Source organism: Microbacterium californiense, assembly GCF_047246625.1.
GTDB lineage: Bacteria > Actinomycetota > Actinomycetes > Actinomycetales > Microbacteriaceae > Microbacterium.
This window is the reverse complement of sequence record NZ_JBFOKQ010000001.1, coordinates 2,152,970-2,176,217: the sequence shown is the minus strand read 5'-3', so window position 1 is coordinate 2,176,217 and position 23,248 is coordinate 2,152,970. Positions and strand designations below refer to the sequence as shown.

21 protein-coding genes are annotated in these 23,248 nt (G+C 71.8%); 14 read left to right on the top strand and 7 right to left on the bottom strand.

Annotation, left to right across the window (positions count from 1 at the left end; genetic code table 11):
• Window positions 1-50: 50 nt before the first annotated feature.
• The 4 genes from AB3M82_RS10390 to AB3M82_RS10375 are packed head-to-tail and all read left to right on the top strand — an operon-like array spanning window position 51 to window position 4,027.
• Complete coding sequence (locus tag AB3M82_RS10390; RefSeq protein ID WP_412957699.1) at window positions 51-905, top strand: tryptophan 2,3-dioxygenase; 855 nt, start codon at window positions 51-53, stop codon at window positions 903-905.
• Window positions 905-1,945, top strand: a complete 1,041-nt coding sequence (locus tag AB3M82_RS10385; protein WP_412957697.1) for an amidohydrolase family protein — start codon at window positions 905-907, stop codon at window positions 1,943-1,945. Before AB3M82_RS10390 ends, AB3M82_RS10385 begins: the two co-directional genes overlap by 1 nt.
• A gap of 1 nt (window position 1,946) precedes the next feature.
• Window positions 1,947-3,161 carry a kynureninase gene (locus AB3M82_RS10380; protein WP_412957694.1) on the top strand — a complete coding sequence of 405 codons (1,215 nt, stop codon included), beginning with the start codon at window positions 1,947-1,949 and terminating at the stop codon, window positions 3,159-3,161.
• Window positions 3,158-4,027, top strand: coding sequence for a PaaX family transcriptional regulator (locus AB3M82_RS10375; RefSeq protein ID WP_412957691.1), 870 nt, complete (start codon window positions 3,158-3,160; stop codon window positions 4,025-4,027). The genes AB3M82_RS10380 and AB3M82_RS10375 overlap by 4 nt, the downstream gene beginning before the upstream one ends.
• Before the next feature lie 78 nt (window positions 4,028-4,105).
• Here AB3M82_RS10375 and AB3M82_RS10370 read toward each other — a convergent pair whose 3' ends face one another.
• Window positions 4,106-4,591 carry an FBP domain-containing protein gene (locus AB3M82_RS10370; RefSeq protein WP_412957688.1) on the bottom strand — a complete coding sequence of 162 codons (486 nt, stop codon included), beginning with the start codon at window positions 4,589-4,591 and terminating at the stop codon, window positions 4,106-4,108.
• 297 nt (window positions 4,592-4,888) lie between these two features.
• A complete protein-coding gene (locus AB3M82_RS10365; protein ID WP_412957685.1) occupies window positions 4,889-8,329 on the bottom strand; it encodes a bifunctional proline dehydrogenase/L-glutamate gamma-semialdehyde dehydrogenase in 3,441 nt (1,146 codons plus the stop codon).
• Between the two features lie 140 nt (window positions 8,330-8,469).
• Here AB3M82_RS10365 and AB3M82_RS10360 point away from each other — a divergent pair, with 140 nt between their 5' ends.
• Together AB3M82_RS10360 and AB3M82_RS10355 are read left to right on the top strand one after the other, a co-directional pair.
• Window positions 8,470-9,360: a LysR family transcriptional regulator gene (locus tag AB3M82_RS10360; protein ID WP_412957683.1), complete on the top strand. Its 891-nt coding sequence runs from the start codon at window positions 8,470-8,472 to the stop codon at window positions 9,358-9,360.
• A gap of 125 nt (window positions 9,361-9,485) precedes the next feature.
• Window positions 9,486-9,671 (top strand): CsbD family protein, encoded by a 186-nt coding sequence (locus AB3M82_RS10355; RefSeq protein WP_412957681.1) that lies wholly within the window; start codon window positions 9,486-9,488, stop codon window positions 9,669-9,671.
• Between the two features lie 49 nt (window positions 9,672-9,720).
• Here the strand turns inward: AB3M82_RS10355 and AB3M82_RS10350 are convergent, their stop codons facing one another.
• Entirely contained in the window at window positions 9,721-9,885 is a 165-nt protein-coding gene (locus AB3M82_RS10350; RefSeq protein ID WP_247624650.1) for a hypothetical protein, read from the bottom strand.
• A 123-nt stretch (window positions 9,886-10,008) separates the two neighbouring features.
• On the opposite strand from AB3M82_RS10350, the gene AB3M82_RS10345 reads away from it, so the two are divergent.
• Window positions 10,009-10,275: a DUF7218 family protein gene (locus AB3M82_RS10345; protein ID WP_412957677.1), complete on the top strand. Its 267-nt coding sequence runs from the start codon at window positions 10,009-10,011 to the stop codon at window positions 10,273-10,275.
• Window positions 10,276-10,283: 8 nt separating this feature from the next.
• On the top strand, window positions 10,284-11,360 hold the full coding sequence (locus tag AB3M82_RS10340) for a carboxylate-amine ligase (protein WP_412957674.1): 1,077 nt from the start codon (window positions 10,284-10,286) through the stop codon (window positions 11,358-11,360).
• A gap of 12 nt (window positions 11,361-11,372) precedes the next feature.
• On the opposite strand, the gene AB3M82_RS10335 is transcribed toward AB3M82_RS10340, so the two are convergent.
• The 3 genes from AB3M82_RS10335 to AB3M82_RS10325 all read right to left on the bottom strand — a co-directional run bounded on the left by AB3M82_RS10335 (window position 11,373) and on the right by AB3M82_RS10325 (window position 15,396).
• Window positions 11,373-12,779, bottom strand: coding sequence for an MFS transporter (locus tag AB3M82_RS10335; RefSeq protein ID WP_412957671.1), 1,407 nt, complete (start codon window positions 12,777-12,779; stop codon window positions 11,373-11,375).
• A gap of 132 nt (window positions 12,780-12,911) precedes the next feature.
• The gene (locus tag AB3M82_RS10330; RefSeq protein ID WP_412957669.1) at window positions 12,912-15,023 is read right to left on the bottom strand and encodes a glycoside hydrolase family 10-like protein; all 2,112 of its coding nucleotides are present in this window, start codon (window positions 15,021-15,023) and stop codon (window positions 12,912-12,914) included.
• A gap of 160 nt (window positions 15,024-15,183) precedes the next feature.
• Window positions 15,184-15,396 (bottom strand): DUF6458 family protein, encoded by a 213-nt coding sequence (locus tag AB3M82_RS10325; RefSeq protein WP_412957666.1) that lies wholly within the window; start codon window positions 15,394-15,396, stop codon window positions 15,184-15,186.
• Window positions 15,397-15,597: 201 nt separating this feature from the next.
• Between AB3M82_RS10325 and AB3M82_RS10320 the strand changes: the two genes are divergently transcribed.
• Both AB3M82_RS10320 and AB3M82_RS10315 read left to right on the top strand, forming a co-directional pair.
• Window positions 15,598-16,656 carry an iron-containing redox enzyme family protein gene (locus tag AB3M82_RS10320; protein WP_412957663.1) on the top strand — a complete coding sequence of 353 codons (1,059 nt, stop codon included), beginning with the start codon at window positions 15,598-15,600 and terminating at the stop codon, window positions 16,654-16,656.
• Window positions 16,653-16,886, top strand: a complete 234-nt coding sequence (locus AB3M82_RS10315) for a CDGSH iron-sulfur domain-containing protein (protein ID WP_412957660.1) — start codon at window positions 16,653-16,655, stop codon at window positions 16,884-16,886. Before AB3M82_RS10320 ends, AB3M82_RS10315 begins: the two co-directional genes overlap by 4 nt.
• A 29-nt stretch (window positions 16,887-16,915) precedes the next feature.
• Here AB3M82_RS10315 and AB3M82_RS10310 read toward each other — a convergent pair whose 3' ends face one another.
• A complete protein-coding gene (locus AB3M82_RS10310) occupies window positions 16,916-17,857 on the bottom strand; it encodes a LacI family DNA-binding transcriptional regulator (RefSeq protein ID WP_412957658.1) in 942 nt (313 codons plus the stop codon).
• Between the two features lie 111 nt (window positions 17,858-17,968).
• On the opposite strand from AB3M82_RS10310, the gene AB3M82_RS10305 reads away from it, so the two are divergent.
• From AB3M82_RS10305 to manD, 4 genes are all read left to right on the top strand, one after another.
• Window positions 17,969-19,471, top strand: coding sequence for a mannitol dehydrogenase family protein (locus AB3M82_RS10305; protein ID WP_412957656.1), 1,503 nt, complete (start codon window positions 17,969-17,971; stop codon window positions 19,469-19,471).
• Window positions 19,468-20,472, top strand: coding sequence for an L-idonate 5-dehydrogenase (locus AB3M82_RS10300; RefSeq protein ID WP_412957655.1), 1,005 nt, complete (start codon window positions 19,468-19,470; stop codon window positions 20,470-20,472). The genes AB3M82_RS10305 and AB3M82_RS10300 overlap by 4 nt, the downstream gene beginning before the upstream one ends.
• A gap of 52 nt (window positions 20,473-20,524) precedes the next feature.
• Window positions 20,525-21,925: an MFS transporter gene (locus AB3M82_RS10295; RefSeq protein WP_412957654.1), complete on the top strand. Its 1,401-nt coding sequence runs from the start codon at window positions 20,525-20,527 to the stop codon at window positions 21,923-21,925.
• 73 nt (window positions 21,926-21,998) lie between these two features.
• Window positions 21,999-23,225 carry a D-mannonate dehydratase ManD gene (gene manD / locus AB3M82_RS10290; RefSeq protein WP_412957653.1) on the top strand — a complete coding sequence of 409 codons (1,227 nt, stop codon included), beginning with the start codon at window positions 21,999-22,001 and terminating at the stop codon, window positions 23,223-23,225.
• Window positions 23,226-23,248: the final 23 nt, after the last annotated feature.

Sequence of the window (23,248 nt, the reverse complement as noted above, 5' to 3'; positions counted from 1 at the left end):
GACCGGCACGTTCGTTATATGTTGTTCCCATCCTCCGACGGAAGGCACTCATGACCACCGACGAGAACGAGCGCGCGCTCGAAGCGGGCATCGTCACCGACCTCTCCGGACGGATGACCTACGGGTCGTACCTCGCGCTCGACCAGCTGCTCACGGCGCAGCATCCGGTCAGCGATCCCGAGCACCACGACGAGATGCTGTTCATCATCCAGCACCAGACCACCGAGCTGTGGCTCAAGCAGCTGCTGCACGAGCTGTCGTCGGCCCGTCAGCTGCTGGCACAGGACGACCTGCGCGAGGCGCTCAAGCGCATCGCGCGGGTCAAGCGGATCCAGGACGTGATGACGCAGCAGTGGTCGGTGCTCGCGACCCTCACCCCCACCGAGTACGCGCAGTTCCGCGGCGCGCTGGGGAACTCCTCCGGCTTCCAGTCGGTGCAGTACCGGGCGGTCGAGTTCGCCCTGGGCAACAAGAACGAGAAGATGCTCAGCGTGTTCCGCGACCACCCCGCGCACCTGGCGCTGCTCACCGCCGAATGGATGAAGCCCACGCTGTACGACGAGTTCCTGCGCTTCGCGGCCCGTCGCGGGCTCCCCGTGCCGGCCGAGATCCTCGACCGCGACGTGCGCGAGCCATACCGCGAGAACCCCGCGCTAGTGCCCGCGATCCGCGAGATCTACCAGGACCCGGGCCGGTACTGGGACCTCTACGAGGCCTGCGAGGACCTCGTCGACCTCGAGGACAACTTCCAGTTCTGGCGCTTCCGTCACCTCAAGACCGTCGCCCGCACGATCGGCATGAAGGTGGGAACCGGCGGATCGAGCGGCGTCGGCTTCCTGCAGCGCGCGCTCGATCTGACGTTCTTCCCCGAGCTGTACACGGTGCGCACGGAGATCGGCGCCTGATGCGCGCGGCGACGTTCTTCGACGGCGGGAAGTGGCGCGAGGGCGCGCTCGAGGTCGTCGAGGGACGGATGCTGCTGCGCACCGACGTCGCGACCGACGGTCTCGCGCGGCTGGACGGCGTCGTGAGCGGCGGCTTCACGGATCACCACGTGCACCTGCAGCTCGTCGACACGTCGGGTCTCGCCGGCTCGGCGCTGGGTCGCGTGGTCGACCTTGGCGCGAACCTCGCCGAGATCGTCCGGATCGCGGCGGCCCACCGCTCCTCGGGGACTCCGGCCGCGAGCGCTCCCTCCGACTCCCCCGCCGCATCCGAGGAGGAGCGAGCCTCCGCCGGTCGCGACGGCGTGCGCATCGAGTTCGCCGGCGCCTTCCTGACCGCGCCGGGCGGCTATCCGACCGACCGGGTCTGGGCGCCCGAGGGCTCGTTCCGCGAGATCGCCGACCCGGACGAGGCCTCCGCGGCGGTGGCGGAGATGGCGGATGCCGGCGCGTCCGCCGTGAAGATCACCAGCAACACGGTGGCCGGACCGGTCTTCGGCACCGAGCTCTTCGCCGCCGTGGTCGACCTCGCCGCGGCGCACGGCCTCGCCGTGATCGTGCACGCCGAGGGGCCGGGCGAGGCGCAGCGCGTCGTGCGTCTCGGCGCCCCACGCCTCGCGCACGCACCGTTCACCGAGCGGCTCGACGACGACGACATCGCGGAGCAGGCGGCATCCGCCTCCTGGATCTCGACACTGGCCGTCCACGACCCCGACGCCCGGGCGATCGCGATCGACAACGTCCGCCGCTTCCACGCCGCGGGCGGCTCGGTGCTGTACGGCACCGACATGGGCAACGGCCCGACCCCGGTCGACGTGAGCCCCGCCGAGATCGCGGCGCTGCGTGAGGCGGGGGTCGTCGGCGACGCCCTGCTGCGGGCCCTCGACCCGCTCGACCCGCGGGAGCCCGATGCCCCGCTGCTGCTCTTCCCCGGCGCGTCGCCCGCGACCGCCGATCCGCTCCGCGCCCGCCGCCTCACGGCGGCTGACCTGAAGGTGTGACATGACCGCTCTGCTCGACACCGCCCGTGCCCTCGACGCCGCCGATCCGCTGCGTCACCACCTCGCCGCGTTCGCCGACGCCCCGGGCGTGCAGGCCTATCTCGACGGCAACTCTCTCGGCCGCCCGCTGCGGGACTTCCCCGAGAAGGTGGCGAAGTTCGTGCGCGAGGACTGGGGCACGCGGCTCATCCGCTCCTGGGACGAGCAGTGGATGGCGCTGCCGATGGAGCTCGGGGACCGCATCGGCCGCGTCGCGCTCGGCGCCGCCGCAGGTCAGACCGTCGTCGCCGATTCCACGAGCGTGCTGATCTACAAGCTCCTGCGCGCGGCGGCGGCCGCCGACCCGCGCCGCACGGAACTCGTGATGGAGATCGGCAACTTCCCCACCGATCGGTTCCTCGCCGAGGGCGTCGCCGCCGAGACCGGCATGACGGTGCGGTGGCTGGAGCCCGACCCGATCCTCGGTGTGAGCGTCGCCGACGTCGCCGCTCAGCTGTCGGACCGGACGGCGCTGGTGTCTCTGAGCCACGTCGACTACCGGTCCGGCGCGCTGGCCGACATGCCGGGGATCACGGATGCCGTGCACTCCGCGGGCGCGCTGATGATGTGGGACCTGTGCCACTCCGCGGGCGTCATCCCCCTGGAACTCGATGCGTGGGGCGTCGACATGGCGGTGGGCTGCACCTACAAGTACCTGAACGGCGGCCCCGGGTCGCCGGCGTTCGCGTACCTCAACCGGGCGCACCAGGGCACCCTGAACCAGCCCATCCAGGGCTGGTGGAGTGCCGCCGACGTCTTCGCGATGGGGCCGGCGTACGCCCCGGCGGCAGACATCCGCCAGCTGCTCAGCGGCACGCCTCCGGTGATGTCGATGCTGGCGATGCAGGGGATGCTCGACCTGATCGAGGAGGCGTCGATCACGGCCGTGCGGCAGAAGTCGCGCTCGCTCACGGATCTCGCGGTGCGCGCCGTCGACGCGGAGCTGGCGCCGTTGGGCGTGCGGCTGCTGAGCCCTCGCGACGCGGAGCTCCGCGGCGGCCATGTGACGATCGGGCACCCCGACTTCCGCGAGGTCACGCAGCGGTTGTGGGCGGACGGCGTGATCCCCGACTTCCGCTTCCCCGACGGCATCCGCCTCGGTCTCTCGCCGCTGAGCACGTCGCACGTCGAGACCATCACCGGCGTCCTCGCCGTGCGCGACGCGCTTCGCGCATGACCACCGGATCCGGGAGCGTCGTGGCCGCACCGCCGAGGACGGTCGTCGGGGCCGCGGCATCCGACGCCGTCGTCGACGACATCGACGCGCGTCCCGGCAGCACGGCCTCGCTGCTGCGCACCGTGGTCGGGCTGTTCCTGCGCCCGCTCGGCGGCTGGATCTCGGCGGCGCATCTCGTCACGCTCGCCGCGGACCTCGGCATCCCGCCTGCGCAGGCCCGCACCGCGATCGCCCGTCTCAAGCAGAAGGGGCTGCTGCTCGCCGAGCGCGACGGAGCGATCGGGTACCGCCTGAATCCCGCGGCTCTCGCGATGCTGCAGCGGGGCGATCGCCGCATCTTCCGGATGCGGCAGATGACCGATGCCGACCGCTGGTGCCTCGTGTCGTTCTCGATCCCCGAGACGGAACGGGCGGTGCGGCACCAGCTCCGGCGGCGGCTGCACTGGATCGGTGCGGGTGTCGTGTCGTCGGCGCTCTGGATCTGCCCCGGGCACCTGCAGGACGAGGTGCTCCAGATCGTCGACGAGGTGGGGGCGCGGCAGTGGGTGATCGTGTTCCCCGCGGGCATGCCGGTCACCGCGGGCACCCCGGAGGCGGCAGCCGCCGCGTGGTGGGACCTCGACGCCCTCGCCGAGGAGCACCGGCGGTTCCAGGAGTCGCTCACGGCGCTGCCGGCCGAGCCGTTCCCCGCGTACGTACAGCTGATCGACCGCTGGCGCATGCTCCCGTACCTCGATCCCGGCCTTCCGCCGTCGATGCTCCCCGCCGACTGGCCGGGCGCACGCAGCTTCGCCGAGTTCGCGTGGCTGTCGCAGACGCTCGAGGGGCCGGCGATGGCGCACGTGCGGAGCGTCACCGACTCCTGAGCCGCCGCGCCGCGAGAGGTCAGGACACGCCGTCGGCCCGCATCCGGGCACGGCGTGTCCTGACCCCTCAGGGCGTTATCAGGACGCGAGGGCGGCCACGAACGCGCGCACGTGCTCGCGCAGACGCAGGATGCGCTGCTCGCGGGCGGCCTCGCGGTCGAAGCCCTCGTAGGCGAGCGGCGGCAGCCGGCGCACCGTGTCGGAGCATCCGAAGTTCGCGCAGACGAGCGTGCCCACGGTGTCGCCCCTGCGACCGGCGGGGCCGATCTTGCGGGCCGTGAACAGCTGCACGTCGTGGCGCAGTGTCACGTCGTCGCACCACGAGCACTGGGCTCGCGCGAGGACGCGCTGCTCGGCCTGCTGCAGCAGCACGCCCACCGGGGCGTCGTCGACCTCCGCCACGAGGTAGGCGCGGCGCGGCGACTTGGGGTCGCTCCAGCCGAGGTAGTCGAGACGGTCGAAGTCGATGTCGGCGAAGCCGGCGGGGAGGTGCAGGTCGGAGACCTCCTTGCGGGAGGCGTTGCGGAAGGAGGCGCGGATCGCGCGCTCGTCGAGGGGACGCATGGCAGAGGGATGCTTTCGGCTGATGCTCGCCGCGGAGGGCGAGTCGAGGAGAAGGGGTGAGGCGGGTCCGGGACGGACTCCGGGAACGACGGAGCACCGGAGACGGCATCCGCCTCCGGCCGGTCGTCAGCCTCTGCCACCGGCGCTGGTCGCGCCTGCGGCTCCCCTCTGCGCCGAGCCGGCGCTCCTCGAGAACATCACCCCGAGAGCCTACCCCTTGTCCCTCGCGGGTGGGGTGCGGGGACAAGGGAAAGGCCCCTCCCCGGCACGGGGGAGGGGCCTGGGGGGGGCGGGGCGTCAGGCGGTGAGCGGGGGGATGTCGTAGCGGCGCGGGGTGCCGAAGCGGTGCGCCGAGACCGACACGGCCTGCTCGCGCAGGAACGTCAGCATCTCGATGCGCCCGGCGCTGAGCACCGGTCCGCCGTAGATCGCGACGGCGGGCGAGCCGCCCGTGCGCGCGGCCGTGTCGGCGAGGTCGCCGCCCACGAGGCGGAGGCGGCCGCCGTCCTGAGCCAGACGCGCCGCGCGGGAGCCCCAGGCGGTGTCGCCCTCGACGACGACCTTCACGCCCGCGGCACGCAGCCAGGACGTGACGGATGCCGGAAGCTCCTGCGCCGTGCTGACGGTGATGCTCGCACGGGCGCGGAGACCGGCGGCGAGCACGCGGATCGCCTGCACCGTGGTCGCGCCCTCCAGGCGCACTGTGACGGGAACGGCCTGGTAGCGCAGCACGTTCTGCTCGGTCTCGAGACCCGTCGCGTCGACGACCGCGCCGAACTCGCCCGACCACGCGGCCACGTCGGTGGAGAGCGCGCCCTGGAGCCAGGCGGTCTCGTCACCCGACAGGTCGCCGGCGGCGACGAGCGCGGCCTTCGACAGGGCGTCGGCCGGAGCATCCGCAGAGACCGGGGCGTCGACCCAGTCGGACAGGCCGATCAGGTAGCTCGGGCCTCCCGCCTTGGTTCCGGCGCCGACGGCCGCCTTCTTCCAGCCGCCGAACGGCTGGCGCTGCACGATCGCGCCCGTCGTGCCGCGGTTGACGTAGAGGTTGCCGGCCTGGACGGTGGCGAGCCACTGGGCGACCTCGTCCTCGTCGAGCGAGTGCAGGCCGGAGGTGAGGCCGTAGTCGATCGCGTTGACGAGGGCCGTGGCCTCCTCCAGCGTCTTCGCGGTCATGATGCCGAGCACCGGGCCGAAGTACTCGGTCAGGTGGAACGGGCTGCCGGCGGCGACGCCGTCGCGGATGCCGGGACGCCAGTACTGCCCCTCGTCGTCGAGCTTGCGGGGCTTCAGCACCCACTTCTCGCCCGGCTCGAGCGTGGTGAGGGCGTGCAGCAGCTTGCCCTCGGCCGGCGCGATGAGCGGTCCGATGCGGCTGGAGCCGTCCCACGGCGCGCCGACCTTGTACGAGCCGACCGCGTCGACGAGCTGGCGGCGGAACCGCTCGCTCTCGGCGACCGTGCCCACGAGGATCACGAGCGAGGCGGCCGAGCACTTCTGCCCGGCGTGGCCGAACGCGGAGTACGCGACGTCCTTCGCGGCGAGGTCGAGGTCGGCGCTGGGCGTGACGATGATGGCGTTCTTGCCGCTGGTCTCGGCGAGCAGGGGCAGGTCGTTGCGGAAGCCGCGGAACAGCTCGGCCGTCTCGTAGCCGCCCGTGAGGATCACGCGCTCGACGGCGGGATGGCTGATGAGCTGCGTGCCGAGCTCGCGCTCCTCGAGCTGGACGTACTGCAGCACGTCGCGGGGCACGCCCGCCTCCCATAGCGCCTCGATCATGACCGCCCCGGAGCGCGCGGCCTGCGCGGCGGGCTTGATGACGACCGGAGAGCCGGCGGCGAGCGCCGCGAGCGTAGAGCCGGCCGGGATCGCGACCGGGAAGTTCCACGGCGGGGTGACGACCGTGAGGCCGACGGGGCGGTGCTCGGCACCGTCGATCCGCCCGGCGCGCTTGGCGCTCTCGGCGTAGTAGTGCGCGAAGTCGATCGCCTCGGACACCTCCGGGTCGCCCTGCTCGAGCACCTTGCCCGCCTCGGAGCCCATGACCTCGAGCAGGTCGGCGCGGCGCGCCTCGAGCACGTCGCCGGCCCGGTGCAGGATCTCGGCGCGCCCGGCGGCACCCAGCGCACGCCAGGACTCACCCGCCGCGACCGCCTCGGCGATCACCGCGTCGAGGGCCGCGGCATCCGACAGCGTGCGGGTGCGGACCGTCTCGGCGCCGAGCGTCGACGCCTCCATGCGGGAGCGGATGCCGTCGCCCCAGGCGCGGTTCGCCGCGAGGCTCGGGTCGGTGTCGGGGGTGTTGACGAAGCCGTCGCGGGGAGCAGCGGGCTGCGGCTGCGTGCGGTCCTGGGTGCGGTTCGGCCCGGGGACCTCGGTCGGCATCGAGGCGATCGAGGCGAGGAAGCGGTCGCGCTCCCGCTCGAACAGCTCGGGGCGGGAGTCGAGGTCGAAGACGGCCGACATGAAGTTGTCGGTCGACGCTCCCTCTTCGAGACGCCGGATCAGGTAGGCGATCGCGACGTCGAACTCGGCCGGGTGCACGACCGGCGTGTAGAGCAGCAGCGAGCCGACGGTGCGGCGGACGACGGTCGCCTGGGCGGACGCCATGCCGAGCAGCATCTCGAACTCGATGCCGTCGGTGGCGCCGCGCCGCTTGGCGAGAAGCCACGCGAGGGCGATGTCGAAGAGGTTGTGACCGGCGATGCCGATGCGCACGTTGCGGATGCGCTCGGGGTGCAGGGCGTAGTCGAGCACGGCCTTGTAGGAGGCGTCGGAGGCCTCCTTGCTGTGCCACGTCGCGAGCGGCCAGTCGTGGGTTTCGGCGTCGACGCGCTCCATGGGGAGGTTCGCGCCCTTGACGACGCGCACCTTGATCGGCGCACCGCCGTCGGCGACGCGGGCGGCCGACCATTCCTGCAAGCGGATCATGGCGCTCAGGGCGTCGGGCAGGTAGGCCTGCAGCACGATGCCCGCCTCGAGGCCGCGGAACTCGGGACGCTCGAGGATCGTCGTGAAGACCGCGATCGTGAGGTCGAGGTCCTTGTACTCCTCCATGTCGAGGTTGATGAACTTGCCGCGCTTCACGGCGATGGAGTACAGCGGGGCGAGCGCGTCGACGGCATGCGCGACCGCCTCGTCGAACGCCCACGGGCTGTGCGGCGCGACGGTCGAGGAGACCTTGACCGAGACGTAGTCGACGTCGCTGCGCTCGAGCAGGCGACGGGTGCCCTCGAGGCGTCGTGCCGCCTCCTCCTCGCCCAGGATCGCCTCGCCGAGGAGGTTGACGTTCAGGTGCACGCCCTCGGTCGCCTTGATGCGCGAGATGGCCTTGCCCAGGCGCGCATCGGTGGCGTCGACGATGAGGTGGCGCACCATGCCGCGCAGCACGCGGCGGCTGATCGGCACGACGATGCCGGGGAACGCCGGGGCCAGCGCGCCGCCGAGCGCGATGAGCGCGCGGAGCGGCGCGGGCAGGAACCCCGGGGTGAGCGGCACGAGGTCGCGCAGGTTCGCGGCCGCGACCTTCAGGTCCTCCGGGCGCACGACGCCGTCGACGAACCCGACCGTGAAGTCGAGGCCGTGGGGGTCGCTCAGCACACCGGCCAGACGCTTGGCGGCGGTGTCGGCGGGCACGTCGCGGCTCTCGACGAGCCAGCGCTGCACGAGGGCGACGGCGTCGTCGGCGAGCTCGGCGAGCTCCGCGTGGCCGGTCGGGGCGGGGGTGGTCTGCGTCATCGGGGGTCCTTGTCGTCGGAACGCGGGCGCGCGCGTGCATGCGTGCGTGCGCTCTCAGTGTGCGCCTCGGCATCCGTCGTGAAAAGCGAACGTTTACGATGGATACCGTTCGTTCTTGCCTATCTATCGGAGGCCCCTCGATGTTCGAGCTCCGCCGCCTGCGCCTTCTGCACGAGCTCAGCCTGCGCGGCACCATCGCAGACGTCGCGGCCGCGCTGTCGTTCAGCCCGTCGACCGTCTCCCAGCAGCTCGCGCAGCTGGAGCGCGAGGCGGGGGTCGCACTGCTCGAACCGGACGGGCGCCGGGTGCGCCTCACCACGCAGGGACGCCTCCTCGCGGCGCACGCCGCCCGCGCGCTGGAGCTCGACGAGGCCGCGCGCGCCGAGCTGTCCAGCTCCCGGCACGCGCCCGCTCGCGTGCGCATCGCCGTCATGCCGACGGCCGCCGAAGCCCTCGTGCCCGCCGCGCTCTCCCTGCTGGAGGAGCGGATGCCCGGCCTGCGCCTGGAGATGGTCGAGCTCGCCCCCGAGACGGCGCTGTTCGAGCTTCAGGCCCGCGGATTCGACCTCGTCGTCGCCGAGCAGTACCCCGGGCACACCCGCGAGGTGAGCCCCGGCATCGACCGCACCCTCCTCGGGCGCGACCCCGTCCGCCTGGCGCTCCCCCCGGGCGACCCGGCGACCGGTCTCGCCGAGCTGCGCGACCGCGCCTGGGTGCTCGAACCGCAGGGGGCCGCCGTGCGTCGATGGGCCGTGCAGCAGTGCCGGGCGGCCGGCTTCGAGCCGGACGTGCGCTTCGAGGCCACGGATCTGGTGTCACACGCCCGACTGGTGGCGGCGGGCCACGCCGTGGCCATGCTGCCCGATCTCGTCTGGACCGGCGGCCGCGACACGGTGCGCCTGCGGGAGCTGCCCGGATCGCCCGTGCGCGAGATCTTCGCCGCCACGCGATCGTCGTCTCAGGACAACGCCGCCGTCACGGCCGTGCGCGAGGCGCTCGCCGATGCGCTGTCCGCGCACGATCCGCGGTGAGCGCTGCCCCTGCGGAGGATGCGACGCACCGCGTTCTCATGTGATCCGGCGGTTGTCAATCCCGTGGCGTCCCGGACCGTCTGGTGCGAGGGTGATCGCACCAACCCGCGATGAGAGGAGACGCCATGGGCGGCACCGATGACATCAAGAACACCGGCGAGAAGCTGGGGGGCAAGGTCAAGGAGGGCGTGGGCAAGGCCACCGACGACGAGAGCCTCGAGGCCGAAGGCCGCGGCGACCAGACCAAGGCGTCGGTCAAGCAGGCCGGCGAGAACGTGAAGGACGCCGCGAAGAACCTCTTCGACAAGTGATCCGGACGCAGAAGAGGCCCGCCACTCGGGCGGGCCTCTTCTGACCGGATCAGCTGCGGCGGCTGCCGGTGATGGATCGGATGAGCCACGCGATCACCGCGATGGCGAGGAGAACGAGCCCCACCCACAGCAGGAACTGCAGCGACTGCACGAGGCCGCCGGTGATGGCCAGGATCACGGCGATGACGATGACGATGATGAGGAGGATGTTCATCCGTCTTCCCTTCTGTTCGGGGCAGGGCGCCCCAGTCGGTCACCCCACCGTAGCGACGAGTGCCCGCTCTTCGCAGGGGGTTGACGCGGACACCTCCGAAATGCCAGAGCGAGGAGAGAGACCATGCCAGAACGACGCAACAACTCCCTGAAGGATCCGGAGCTCTACGAGGAGCTGCGCAAGGACGGCAACTCCAAGGAGAAGGCCGCACGCATCTCGAACGCCGCCGCCAACGAGGGCCGCAGCGCCGTCGGACGCCGCGGCGGGAAGCACGGCGACTACGACGACTGGACGGTCGACGACCTGCGCAAGCGCGCCAAGGAGCTCGGCATCACCGGGTACAGCGGCAAGCGCAAGTCCGAGCTCATCGACATGCTGCGGAACCACTAGGGCCGCCGGTGGCACGATTCGGCATCGAGGAGGAGTTCGTCCTCCTCGACGAAGAGACGCTCGTCCCTCTGACGATCGTGGAGGGCATGCGCCAACGGGTCGGCCAGAGCCCGGCGGGCGGTCGCATCATGGCGGAGTTCCTCACCTCGCAGTTCGAGACCGTCACGGATCCGCTCACGACCACGGAGGAGGCCGGAGCCCAGCTGCGCGCCCTGCGGGGTCGGCTCGGCGCCCAGGCCGGTGCGGAGCGGGCCATCGTCGCGGGCACGGGCACGCCGTTCGCGACGACGCGCATGGTCTCGGTCTCGTCCTCCCCGCACTACGACGTCGTGGCGGGCCAGCTCGCCCACATCACGCGCGGGCACGAGGTCAACGGACTCCATGTGCACGTCGAGCTCGCCGACCTGGAGGAGCGGGTGCGCGCGCTCAACCGGGTGCGCGGCTGGCTGCCCGTGCTGCTCGCGCTGACCGGCAACAGCCCCTTCGTCGAGGGGCTCTCCTCGCGGTTCGCGAGCTGGCGCACGATCCTCATCCGCCGCCTGCCCGCCTCGTGGTGCCCGCCGCGCATGCACGACTACGAGGACTACCGCGGGCACGTCGATCAGCTGCTCGCCCTCGGCGCCTACACCGAGGCCACGTCCATCGGCTGGGCGGCGCGCATCTCGGAGCGCTATCCCACGGTCGAGGTGCGGGTGAGCGATGCCCAGCTCGACACCGACGACACCCTGTTCGCCGCTGCGCTCACCCGGGCCATCGTGCTGAGCGACGACGAGCGCGTGGCGCCCGGCGAGATCGACGGTATCGACGCGTCGCTGTGGATGGCCGCCCGGCACGGCATGGATTCACGCGTGGTCGACCCCACGACCGGAGAGGTGGCGAATGCGTGGACGGTGGCGACCCGGCTGCTCGAGGTCGCGCACCCGGTGCTGCAGGAGCACGGCGACGCCGAGTTCGTCGCCGACCGCCTGGGCTACCTCCGCACGGACGGCACGGGCGCGCAACGGCAGGAGCGCGCGTACCAGCAGGACGGCATCGCGGGACTGCGGGCGCTGTACCGGAGGGGCACCGTCGACGCGGCCGAGTGACCGCGGCGGTGATCAGGCGACGTCGGGAGCGGGATCGACGGATGCCGGGGCGACGGCATCCTCGACCTCGGCGGGATTGCGGCGGATGCCGATCCACGAGACCACGCCGCCGAGCACCAGGAGTCCGGCCGTGACCCAGGCGGCGCTGTGGAAGCCGTCGAGGTCGAGCGCGCCGCCGACGATCGTCGACAGCATCGCCACGACCAGGAGGCCGGCGACGCGGGCCACCGCGTTGTTGACGGCCGACGCGATGCCGGAGTGCTCCTGGTCGATCGCGCCGAGGATGGCCGCGGTCAGCGGCGCGACCGTCAGCGAGAGCCCGAGGCCCATCACGATCATGGCGGGCAGCACCTGCCACCAGTAGTCGAAGTCGTCCGCGACCCACAGCAGCATCAGCGCACCCGCGGCCATCACCAGAGGTCCGACGGTCATGAAGATGCGCGGTCCCCACCGGCCGGCCCAGGCTCCGGCCCGCGAGCTGACGAGGATCATGAGGATCGTCATGGGCAGGCTCGCCAGCCCCGCCGCGGTGGCGGACAGCCCGGCGCCCTGCTGCAGGTACACCCCGACCACGAAGCCGTTCAGCGACAGCGCCGCATAGACGAAGAGGGTGGCGAGGTTTCCCCAGGCGAAGTCGCGGGCCCGGAACAGCGACAGGGGCATGAGGGGCGCGGCCGAGGTCCGCTGCCGTGCGAGGAACAGGGCGAAGAGCACCACGCCGCCGGCAGCGGGGAGCCAGATCGCCGGGGAGGCCCAGCCGAGGTTGGGCTGCTCGATCAGCGCGAACACGATGGCGCCCAGGCCGATCGCGCACAGGGCGCCGCTCCACCAGTCGACACCTCGCCCGCTGGGCTTCTCGGGCAGCCGCAGTCGGGCCAGCAGCACGAGCGTGAGCGCGATGGGCAGCACGTTGATGAGGAACACGAACCGCCACGACAGGAAGTCGACGAACAGGCCGCCCAGGAGCGGACCCACCAGCTGCGCCGCGGTCGTGAACGCCGTCCACACCCCGATCGCGCGGGACTGCACGTCGGCGCGCATGGTGGCGGTGATGAGCGCCAGCGAGCTCGGCACGAGCAGGGCCCCTGCCGCCCCCTGCGCGGCGCGGGCGATGATCAGCACCAGCGGATCGGGGGCCGCCGCCACCGCGATCGAGGCGACCCCGAACGCGATCAGCCCGATGCGCATCACGAGCACCCGCCCGTAGGCGTCGGACAGCGAGCCGGCCAGGAGGATCAATGCGCTGAGCGTGATGAGGTACGCGTCGACCACCCACTGCTGGGTGGTGATGCCTCCCCCGAGCTCACGGCTGATCGCGGGCAGGGCCACGTTGACGACGGTGCCGTCGAGGAAGGTCACGAACGAGGCCAGCACCGCGATCGTGATGACGAGGCGCTGGACGCGGGCGAAGGTGGGCACGAGCCGACACTACTCCCGGCCGCCGACGTCGGGCACACTCGGCTCCCGTCGCACTTTCTGTCGCTCCGCCCGGCGGGTCGCGACAGAAAGTGCGACGGGAACGCCTCTGGGCGGCGTCGCGGGGACGGAGCGTCAGGACCGACGACGGCGCAGCGCCGCGATGCCGGCGGTCCCGGCTCCCGCGGCGAGCAGCCCGCCGGCGAGGAGCAGGGCCGCCGAGGGCACCGAGCCACCCGTCGCCGCGAGGTCGTCGCGCTCCGCGGCATCCGCCGCTGCACCCGAGCCCGTGCCCGCGCCGGCGCCCGACCCGCCGGAGCCGCCAGCCCCGCCGGAGCCGTCACCCCCGCCGTCACCGCCGTCGCCGCCGTCGCCGGGTCCGGGGTCGACCGGGTCCACTGCGGCCGGCGCCGCGACCGGCGCGCTCTCCACGGCCGCCGCGTCCAGCGCCGTGACGACCCAGGTCTCGCCGACCGCACGAGCAGCGGCATCCGGTGCGGCGGCCGTCTCGGCCGGCAGGTCGTAGCCGAGGGCGGTCGCCCCGCCCGCCCAGACCGTGTCGACGAGCGTGCCGTCGGCGGCGACGATCTCCGCCGGCGTCCCGGTGCCGCGATAGATCGCGTACTGGCGCGCCTCCTCGGGTGCGCCCGCTCGCCACGTCAGGCGTCCGTCGGCCACGGCGACGTCGAGGGGCGCCGCGACCGTGCCGTCCGACAGCCACGGCTTCGCCGGGACCAGTGTCGGGTGCGCGAACGCCTCGGCGCGCAGCAGCTCGATCGCCGTGTTCTTCGCCTGGTGGCGCGGCTGCTGGTCGGCCGGGAGCGCGGCGATGTCACTGGGCTTCATGTCGTTGTAGCTGAAGAGCACGCTGCCGTCGATGCCGTCGAGCTTCTGGGTGAAGCGGATCTGGTTCGGCACCTCCTCGGGATTCATCCACGCCGCCTCCCAGCCGCCGTTGTTGACGTGCTTGTACAGCGCATGGCCCACGTAGACCTGCGTGCGGCTGTCGGCGGCGGTGTCGCTCCACCACTGCGCCAGCTCGCCGTAGGGTGCGGCGGCCTGGTCGAAGCTCCAGTAGATCTGCGGGGTGAGGTAGTCGATCAGCTCGTCCTGCACCCACCCGCGGGTGTCGGCGAACACCGCGTTGCTGTAGGTCTGCGACGAGCCCGTCGGGGTGTGCGACCCTGCCGGATCGAGCTCCGCGTGCTCCCAGATGCCGAAGGGGCTGATGCCGAACTGCACCGCCGCACCGGCATCCGCATTGTGCGCGTCGATCACCTCGCCGACCTGCGTCACCAGGCCGGTGACGTTGTCACGGCGCCACTCCTCGATGCCCGCGGTCGAGTCGGCGTAGCCGGCGGTGAGGCCGAACTCCTCGAAGGTCGCGCGGTCCTCGCCCTGCGCGCCGAAGAACACGTTCACGCCGTCGACCGTGATCCGGTAGGGGTAGAAGTAGTCGTCGAAGTGGATCGCGTCCACGTCGTAGTCGTCCACGATCTCGGCGACGGAGGCCGCGACGTACGCGGGGACCTCGGGCTGGCCCGGGTCGAGGAACAGCTTCTCCTCGAACGACAGCACCCACTCGGGATGCTGCACCGCGAAGTTGTCGTCGGCGAGGATGCCCGCCTCGTTCAGCGCAGCGATGTACTGCGGGATGGTGAGCGCGGTCACCTCGTCGGCGGTCAGGCCGAGGGCGGTCAGGGTCGCGGGAGCCGTCATCTTCGTGTTCGTGACGCGATAGGGGTTGAGCCACGCGTGGAACTCCATGCCGCGGGCATGGGTGGCGTCGACCATCCTCTGCAGCGGGTCGTACCCCGGGTCGGCGCCCTGCGCGCCGGTGAGGAACTCCGACCACGGGTTCAGCTCGGAGGGGTAGTAGGCGTCGAGGAGGGGCCGCACCTGGAAGATGACGGCGTTCATGTTCCAGGAGGCGAAGTCGTCGAGCACGGTGGCGTACTTCGCGTCGAAGTCCGCGGCATCCGCCGGGCGGCCGAAGTTGAGGTTGCCGATCGTGCCCACCCAGGCGCTCGAGAAGCGCCGGTTCTCGGGGGCGAGTGCGGTGGGGACGGTGACCTGCTCGCCCGACCCCGGGTAGGTGTAAACCGGCGTGGTGCTGTAGCCGTAGGCGCCGGAGGCATCCTTGACGAAGGTCGTGAGGGCTTCCTCGTCGGGAGCCGCGGCAGCGGCGGTGGGCGCCGCCAGCAGGAGCAGGGCGGCGGTCGCGGCGGCCAGGTTTCTTCTCGTCATCGAGTCCTCGTTCACATCGGTGTTCACGGCAATAATCGTTTCCATCACAGCCTTTGTGAATAAAACTAACTAACAGCGTGCCACAGCCCGCGCACGAAGACCACCCCGCCCCCGGCGCACGAAGCGTGCGCCCGAGGACGGGGCGGAAGGGCGGATGCCGTCAGATGCGGTCGTCCTCCACGACGGTGGTCGTGCCGCGCGTGCGGCCGCGTCGCGAGACCAGCAGGATGACGCCGATGATGGCGGTGAGCGCCCCGGCGGCCATGAGGATGTAGCCGACCAGGTCGAGGTTCACCCAGTCGAGCTGGACGTTGAGGGCGAACGCGAGGATCGCGCCGATCACGAACAGGACGATTCCGGTTCCGATGCTCATGCGTGTTCTCCTTCCGGCATCCCACGATGCCGTCAGGGTCATCCTGACGCACCCCGCGACCGGGTGGAAGGGCTTGACAGCGGCGGGATCCGCTTCGTGACGCGGTCGCTTCTCCAGATCGGGGCGCCGCGTCAAGACCCTTGGCTCCTCACCCTCCGGGAGGCAGACTGCCCATGATCGAACCCGATGGGAGCACGACCCATGACCGCATCCGCGCTCGTCTCTGACACCACCGCCGCCTCCGACCACGCCGTCCCGTTCGCCCCGCGCGGGCCGCTCAGCAGCGCCGTCCTCGCCCGGCTCACCGGCGGAGCGGCGGCCGACACCGCCTCGCTCGCCGAAGCCGCCCTCGCCGCGACGACCGACGTCGTCCGCGACGACGACATCCAGCTGGCGCTGTTCCTGCTGTACGCGTCGTCGTACGCGTCGCTGCCCGCGCTCGACGCCGACCGGGAGTGGGACCCGCAGCTGATCGCGACGCGCCGTCTGCTCGAGGAGGCGTTCGAGCGCACGCTGCGCGAGACGGTCCCGATGCCCGAGCTCCCGGAGCCGACGGTGGATGCCGTGGGGCGTGCCCTCTTCGCCCTCGCCGCGGCCGACACCGGCCCCAGCCTCTCGCGCTTCATCGCGAAGAAGGCGACCCGTGAGCAGGCCGAGGAAATGCTGATCCAGCGCTCCGTCTACACGCTGCGCGAGGCCGACCCGCACTCCTGGGCCATCCCGCGCCTGACCGGCCGGGCGAAGGCGGCGCTCGTCGAGATCCAGACCGACGAGTACGGCGGGGGCCGCCCGCACCGCGTGCACGCCTCGCTCTTCGCGGCCGCGATGCGCGCGGCGGGGCTCGACGACACCTACGGCACCTATGTGGATCAGGCGCCGGCCATCACGCTCGCGTCGTTCAACACGATGTCGATGTTCGGCCTGAACCGTCGGCTGGTCGGCGCGATCGTCGGGCACCTGGCCGCCTACGAGATGACCTCCTCGATCCCCTGCCGGCTGTACGCCGACGGACTGCGCCGACTGGGCTTCGACGAGCAGGTCGCCGAGTACTTCGCGGAGCACGTCGAGGCGGATGCCGTGCACGAGCAGATCGCCGGCCGCGACCTGGCCGGCAGTCTGGCCGAGGACCACCCCGAGGTGCTGCCCGACATCATGTTCGGCGCGGCGGCCTGCCTGACGGTGGACGGATGGATGGGCCGGCACATCATGGACGCCTGGTCGGAGGGCGCGTCCTCGCTGCGCACGGCGGTGGTTTCGTGAGCACCGCCCGGGAGCCCGTCACCATCACGCCCTACCCGGACGGGCCGCTGCTCGTGCGCGGCGAGGTCGAGCTGCGCACGGCGGAGGGCGAGATCATCGAGCCGCAGCGCCGCACGGTGGCGCTGTGCCGCTGCGGCCTGTCGATCATCAAACCCTTCTGCGACGGCACCCACAAGGCCGCGAACTTCCGCACCGACGACGAGCTGTCGCACCCCCGCGCGGACGCCTGACCGCCGGGCCCGACACCGGCGTGCGGGCCTCAGGCCGCCGGAGCGGCGGTGGAGGCGCGCACGATCAGCTGGGATCCGAGCGTCGCGACGGGGTCGATCGCCACGCCGCCGATGGCCTGCAGCAGCAAGTCGACAGCGAGGGCGCCGCAGCGCTCGATCGGCATCTGCACGGTCGTGAGGCCCGGGGTGACGGCGCCGGCGAGATCGATGTCGTCGATCCCGACGATGCTGATGTCGTCGGGGCAGAGGACGCCGAGCTCGGTGAGGCCCGCCTCGAGCCCGAGCGCGACGAGGTCGTTGTAGGCGACGACGGCCGTCGCGCCGCTGGCGGCGGCGAGCGCGGCGGCTGCGCGCCCGCCCTGGATCGATGCGGCGTGGTGGCTGAGTCGCGACAGGCGGATGCCGTGCCGCTCGCACGCCTGGGCGATGGTGTCGAAGCGGCGGGCGTCGGCCCAGGAGCCACGCGGCCCCGAGGCGTAGGCGATGTGCTGGTGGCCGAGGGCGACGAGGTGCTCGATCGCCTGGGTCGGGCCCTGGAGCGTGTCCATGAGCACGCACGGCGCGCCGTCGATCTGCCGGTTGACGACCACGAAGGGGGTGGCGCCGACGAGGCCCAGCACCTCGTCGTCGGGCAGGCGCGGGGAGCACAGCAGCATGCCGTCGAGCTTGCGCGCCTGCTGGATCTGCTCACCCTCGCGGCGGAGGTCCTCGTCGGCGTCGAACAGGACGATGCGGTGCCGGCCGTGCCAGGCCTGACCCTGGATCGCCTTGAGCAGCTTCGCGTAGACCGGGTTCGCGACGTCGGGCACGATCACGCCGATGGTCTTGGTGGCGGTCCCCGTCTGAGGCGCCGCGTACCCGAGATCGGAGGCGGACCGCAGCACGCGCTCGAGGGTGCCGGCGGCGAGGCGCTCGGGTTCTCCGAAGGCGCGGGATGCCGTCGCGATGGACACGCCTGCGCGCTTCGCCACGTCGGTCAATGTCGCTGCCACGTTCGCCTCCCGCTCCGCCGCAATCCTAGAGCACCGGAGGCGATCTGAAAACAAGTTGACAACTTTGTACAAACCGATCACACTCTTTACATGATGATCAGAGCCGATCACGCGGTCCCCTCCCGCAGCGGCATCCTCCACCTGGGGCTCGGGAGCTTCCACCGGGCGCACCAGGCCGTGTACACCGCCGCCGCTCTCTCCCACGCCCCCGATGACTGGGGCATCGTGGGCGTCGCCTCGCGCTCGCACGCCATCGTCGACGCGATGCACGCCCAGCACCTTCTGTACTCGGTCGCGACGGTCTCGCCGTCGGGCACCTCGCTCACCGTCCCCGGCGTGCACACCGGCGCCTTCGTGGCGGCCCAGCAGCCCGACCGCGTCGTCGCCTTCCTCGCCGACCCCGACATCCGCGTCGTGACCCTCACCGTCACCGAGAACGGCTACAGCTACTCCCCCGCCACGCAGCACCTCGATCTGGACGACCCGACCCTGCGCGCCGACCTCGCCGGGGGGCACCCCCGGTCGACGATCGGCCAGCTCGCGCGCGGACTCCAGGTGCGCGCCGCGCTCTCGGGCGCACCCCTCTCGGTGCTCAGCTGCGACAACCTCGCCGCCAACGGAGCGCACACCGAGAAGCTGGTCCGCGAGTTCCTCCAGGCGCTCCCGGGCGGCGAGGGGCAGGAGGCGCTGGCCTTCCTCGATCGCTCCGTGACCTTCCCCTCGAGCATGGTCGACCGCATCGTGCCCGCGACCACCGACGAGCTGAAGACGCGCGTGAGCGCCCTCCTCGGCGCCCGCGACGACATCCCGGTGCCCGCCGAGCCGTTCACGATGTGGGCCGTCGAGGACCGCTTCGCCGCCGGCCGTCCGGGCTGGGAGGCGGGCGGTGCCGTGTTCACCGACGAGGTCGGCCGCTACGAGCAGATGAAGGTGCGGCTGCTCAACGGCACGCACTCGCTCATCGCCTACCTGGGGGCCCTGCGGGGTTCGGCGACCATCCCCGATGCCATCGCCCTCGACGACGTCGCAGCCGCGGCACGCGCGGTGCTGGAGGGCGAGTACGAGCCGTCGATCGAGGTGCCCAGCGGCGTCGACATCCGCCGGTACGAGGAGCAGCTCTTCGAGCGCTGGGGGAACAGCGCCCTCGGCCACCGCACCACCCAGGTCGGGTCGGACGGCTCGGTCAAGCTGCGCCAGCGCATCCCCGAGCCGGCCCTGCAGGCGCTCGGCCGCGGCGAGATGCCGCACCTGATCGCGCTCACGGTCGCCGGGTACCTCTCGTGCCTGGCGCCGCTGCCCGGCTTCGATCCCGGCATCCACGCCACCGCGATGACGGATGCCGCCCGCGGGCGCCTCGCGTCGTTCGCCGCGAACGTGCGCGACGGCCGGGAGCTCGCGCAGCGGGTGATCACCGACCTGCAGCTCTTCGGTACGGAGCTCGCGCACCAGGACGCGTTCATCGCCCGCGCCGGCGAGCTCGTCGACACGATCCGGCAGCGCGGGGTCGAGGTCGCGATCGCCGACGCCCTGGCGGGCTCGGAGGGGCGCATGCTCGAGACATCGCAGAACACCCGACAGGAGGCAGGACGATGAAGGCACTCGTCATCCACGGCGCAGAGGACATCCGCTGGGAGGACCGCGACGCCCCGGAGCCCGGCGACGGCGAGGTGCGCCTGCGCGTGCGCTACGTCGGGATCTGCGGGTCGGACCTGCACTACTACTTCCACGGCGCGAACGGGGAGTACACCATCCGCGAGCCCCTGGTCCCCGGCCACGAGCTGTCGGCGGTCGTCGATCTCGACCCGTCCGGCCGGCTCGCGCCCGGCACGCCGGTCACGGTGCATCCGGCCCGCTACGGCGCCGACGTGCCCGGGCTGGAGCAGCGACCGCACCTCCGGCCGGGAGGCGACTACCTGGGCAGCGCCGCTGCGAACCCGCACCGCCAGGGCGGGGCGTCCGAGCTGCTGATCGTCGAGGACCACATGGTCCGGGTCCTGCCCGAGGGCCTGCCCCTCGAGCGCGCCGCCCTGGCCGAGCCCCTCGCGGTCGCCCTGCACGCCGTCGGCCTCGCGGGCGACCTGACCGGCCGCCGGGTGCTCGTCATCGGTGCCGGGCCGATCGGGCTGCTCGTCGTGGCGGCATCCGTCCACGCCGGGGCCGCCGTCGTCGGCGCGAGCGACGTGCGTGCCGAACCGCTCGCCCGCGCCCAGGCGCTCGGCGCGTCCGAGGTCTCGCTCGTGGGCCGCGACAGCATCGACGGCGAGTCGTACGACGTCGTGTTCGAGTGCTCCGGCGTCGGCGCCGCACTCACGCAGGCCGTCCGTGCAGCGCGCCGGGCCGGCACCGTCGTGCAGGTCGGGATGCTGCCGAACGCGGATGCCGGCATCAACCTCGCGCCCCTGCTCGCGAAAGAGCTCACCATCCGGGGCGCCTTCCGCTTCTCGACCGAGATCGACGACGCCGTCGCCCTGCTCGCCGAGTCCGATGCTCTCGATCCCGTCATCTCGCACGTCGTCCCGGCATCCGACGCCGTGCAGGCGTTCGAGACCGCGCGCGATTCGTCCGCCTCGGCCAAGGTCCTCCTGGCCCTCTGACCGCCCGCTGCCCCGCGCTCCCTGCGCACCCGACTTACGAAGGAGTAATCCGATGAGCAGTTCCTCCGTCCCCGGCGTGGACTCTCCCGCGACGCCGCCCACCGCCAAGCGCTCGATGGGCGACCTCGTCCGCGCCGCCGTCTCCGGCTGGCTCGGCACGGCCCTCGAGTTCATGGACTTCCAGCTGTACTCCCTGGCCGCCGCGCTCGTCTTCAGCCAGCTGTTCTTCGCCGGCGAGGACCCGGGCATGGCCGTCGTGCTGGCCATGGCGACCTACGGCGTCGGCTACGTCGCCCGCCCGGTCGGCGCCTTCGTGTTCGCCCGCATCGGCGACCGCGTCGGCCGCCGCAAGGTGCTCTTCTACACGATCCTGCTCATGGGCGCCGCGACGACCCTGATCGGCTTCCTGCCCACCTACGAGCAGGTCGGCATCCTCGCGCCCATCCTCCTCGTGCTGCTGCGGCTGGCCCAGGGCTTCGGCGCCGGAGCCGAGATCTCCGGCGCCGGGGTCATGCTCTCCGAGTACGCCCCCAGCAACCGTCGCGGCATCATCGCGTCGCTCGTCGCCCTCGGCACCAACTGCGGCACGCTGTTCGCCTCGGCGATCTGGGCGCTGCTGCTCGCGGTCATGATGGAGAGCGACGTCATCGAGTGGGGCTGGCGCATCCCGTTCATCGGCAGCGCGGTCATCATGCTCTTCGCCCTGTGGGTGCGGTTCAACCTCAAGGAGAGCCCGGTCTTCGAGGAGCGCACCGACGTCGTCGACGGCAAGGCCCTCTCCCGCGACGAGATGGTGCGCCTCGCCACCGAGACCAACGACATCCGCACGCTCGAGTCGCTCGACCGCAAGCCGATCAAGGCGACCATCGTGTCGTTCTTCCTGCGCTTCGGCCAGGCCGGCAACTCCGGCCTCGTGCAGACCTATCTGATCTCGTTCATCACGATCACCCTCGCGATGTCGAAGGAGGTCGGCCCGGAGGTCGTCATCGTCTCGTCGCTGATCGGATTCCTCACCATCCCGCTGGTCGGGTTCCTGGGCGACCGGTTCGGCCGTCGCCGCATGTACATCGTCATGTCGGCGCTCTCCCTGCTGCTGATCGTCCCGACGCTGCTGCTGATCAACACGCAGGAGGTCGTCTGGATCTTCGTCGGCTACGCGCTCATCCACAACATCTCGGTGCTGGGCCTCGCGTCGATGGAGAACATCTCCATCCCCGAGATCTTCGGCGCCCGCAACCGGTACACGCTCACCGCCATGGTGCGCGAGATCGCCGCGATCATCGCGACCGGCATCGGCCCGATCGTGGCCGCCGCCTGGGTTTCGGCCACGACCGGCAGCATCGTGCCGGTGATGGTGCTCATGGGCATCTTCACGGCATCCGCCCTCGCCGCCGCCATCTGGGCGCCGGAGTGGACCGGCCGCGACCTCACCGATCCCCGCCCCGCGATGTGACGCGGATCTGACGACACCACCCCGGGGGCGGCCGCCGACCGCAGCCGCCCCCTTCCACAGCAAGGAACACCCCATGACCATCGAGCTCGTCGACGTCATCGTCACCAGTCCCGGCCGCAACTTCGTCACCCTGAAGATCACGACGTCCGACGGGATCGTCGGCTGGGGCGACGCCACCCTCAACGGGCGTGAGCTCGCCGTGGCCTCCTACCTCTCGGATCACGTCGCGTCGACGCTCGTCGGCCGCGACGAGGACCGCATCGAGGACACGTGGCAGTACCTCTACCGCGGCCCGTACTGGCGCCGCGGCCCCGTCACGATGGCCGCGATCGCGGCGGTCGACATGGCGCTGTGGGACATCAAGTCCAAGAAGGCCGGGATGCCGCTCTACCAGCTGCTGGGCGGCGCGAGCCGCGAGGGCGTCCGCGTCTATGCGCACGCCTCGGGCACCGACTACGCCGCGCTGTCCAACGCCATCGCCGGATATCAGGAGCTCGGATTCACCGCCGTGCGCGTGCAGACCGGCGTGCCGGGTCTCGGCCAGATCTACGGCGTGAGCTCGGCGGGTCCGGGCGTGCGCTACGACTACGAGCCCGCCAAGCGCTCGGGCGACCGTCCCGCCGAGGAGACCTGGGACACCCGAAACTACCTGAACCACATGCCCGGGGTGTTCGCCCGGATCCGCGAGGACTTCGGCTCCGACCTGCGCATCCTGCACGACGGCCACCACCGCATGTCGCCCATCGAGGCGGCTCGGTTCGCGAAGGACATCGAGCCCTACGACCTGTTCTGGCTCGAGGACTGCACCCCCGGCGAGGACCAGACGGCGCTGCGCCTCGTGCGCCAGCACTCGACCACGCCGCTCGCCATCGGCGAGGTCTTCAACTCGGTCTTCGACTACCAGACGCTGATCACCGAGCGCCTGATCGACTACGTGCGCTCGGCCGTCACGCACACGGGCGGCATCACGGCGATGAAGAAGCTGCTCGACTTCGCCGGGATCTACGGCATCAAGTCCGGCATCCACGGACCGACCGACATCTCGCCGGTCGGCATGGCGGCGGCGCTGCACCTGGATCTCGCGATCCACAACTTCGGCATCCAGGAGTACATGCCGCACAACGAGCAGACGCTCGAGGTGTTCCAGACGTCCTTCACCTTCGAGCAGGGCTTCCTGCACCCGGGCGAGCAGCCCGGTCTCGGCGTCGAGCTCGACGAGGAGGCCGCGGCCGGCCACGAGTACACGAAGGCGTACCTGCCGGTGAACCGCCTCCTCGACGGGACCGTGCACGACTGGTGACCCCGCGCTGAATCCGGCAGGCG

Bases quoted from the DNA above. Each gene is read 5' to 3' on its own strand.
- AB3M82_RS10345 (WP_412957677.1), top strand. From the start codon at position 10,009: ATGCCAGAACGACGCAACAACTCCCTGAAGGATCCGGAGCTCTACGAG.
- AB3M82_RS10300 (WP_412957655.1), top strand. From the start codon at position 19,468: ATGAAGGCACTCGTCATCCACGGCGCAGAGGACATCCGCTGGGAGGAC.
- AB3M82_RS10355 (WP_412957681.1), top strand. From the start codon at position 9,486: ATGGGCGGCACCGATGACATCAAGAACACCGGCGAGAAGCTGGGGGGC.
- manD (WP_412957653.1), top strand. From the start codon at position 21,999: ATGACCATCGAGCTCGTCGACGTCATCGTCACCAGTCCCGGCCGCAAC.
- AB3M82_RS10385 (WP_412957697.1), top strand. From the start codon at position 905: ATGCGCGCGGCGACGTTCTTCGACGGCGGGAAGTGGCGCGAGGGCGCG.
- AB3M82_RS10360 (WP_412957683.1), top strand. From the start codon at position 8,470: ATGTTCGAGCTCCGCCGCCTGCGCCTTCTGCACGAGCTCAGCCTGCGC.
- AB3M82_RS10305 (WP_412957656.1), top strand. From the start codon at position 17,969: ATGATGATCAGAGCCGATCACGCGGTCCCCTCCCGCAGCGGCATCCTC.
- AB3M82_RS10330 (WP_412957669.1), bottom strand. From the start codon at position 15,023: ATGACGAGAAGAAACCTGGCCGCCGCGACCGCCGCCCTGCTCCTGCTG.
- AB3M82_RS10325 (WP_412957666.1), bottom strand. From the start codon at position 15,396: ATGAGCATCGGAACCGGAATCGTCCTGTTCGTGATCGGCGCGATCCTC.
- AB3M82_RS10320 (WP_412957663.1), top strand. From the start codon at position 15,598: ATGACCGCATCCGCGCTCGTCTCTGACACCACCGCCGCCTCCGACCAC.
- AB3M82_RS10370 (WP_412957688.1), bottom strand. From the start codon at position 4,591: ATGCGTCCCCTCGACGAGCGCGCGATCCGCGCCTCCTTCCGCAACGCC.
- AB3M82_RS10295 (WP_412957654.1), top strand. From the start codon at position 20,525: ATGAGCAGTTCCTCCGTCCCCGGCGTGGACTCTCCCGCGACGCCGCCC.
- AB3M82_RS10380 (WP_412957694.1), top strand. From the start codon at position 1,947: ATGACCGCTCTGCTCGACACCGCCCGTGCCCTCGACGCCGCCGATCCG.
- AB3M82_RS10365 (WP_412957685.1), bottom strand. From the start codon at position 8,329: ATGACGCAGACCACCCCCGCCCCGACCGGCCACGCGGAGCTCGCCGAG.
- AB3M82_RS10375 (WP_412957691.1), top strand. From the start codon at position 3,158: ATGACCACCGGATCCGGGAGCGTCGTGGCCGCACCGCCGAGGACGGTC.
- AB3M82_RS10390 (WP_412957699.1), top strand. From the start codon at position 51: ATGACCACCGACGAGAACGAGCGCGCGCTCGAAGCGGGCATCGTCACC.
- AB3M82_RS10350 (WP_247624650.1), bottom strand. From the start codon at position 9,885: ATGAACATCCTCCTCATCATCGTCATCGTCATCGCCGTGATCCTGGCC.